Annotated in this window: 1 pseudogene; it reads right to left on the bottom strand. The window is 27.7% G+C overall.

Annotation, left to right across the window (positions count from 1 at the left end):
* Positions 1 to 72: 72 nt before the first annotated feature.
* Positions 73 to 292, bottom strand: a pseudogene (locus tag H2277_RS09235) (hypothetical protein); the annotation flags it as partial.

Genomic DNA, 292 nt, shown 5'->3' with positions numbered 1-292 from the left:
GTAAAAAATAGTTTTTAAAGATAATTTTAAAAGAATTATCTATTAAGATAATATTTTTTATTATAAATCAGTTTAAACCCTAGTTTGTCCTATGAGATTATTTAATCTATCCATTATAGATCCAACATAAGAATTAATACTTTCACTACTTGCTTTCCAGCCATTAGCTTTTGCTTGATTAAACTGATTATCAAACCAAGCTCCACCATAACCTATAACAGAATTTTGCCATTTAATTCCTTTTTCCATTGCATAAATATCTGCGTCAAACCAACCATCTTGTGCATAGCCT

The organism is Campylobacter sp. W0014 (assembly GCF_020135975.1).
Taxonomy (GTDB): Bacteria; Campylobacterota; Campylobacteria; order Campylobacterales; family Campylobacteraceae; genus Campylobacter_D.
This window is presented reverse-complemented; position numbering and strand designations above follow the sequence as displayed.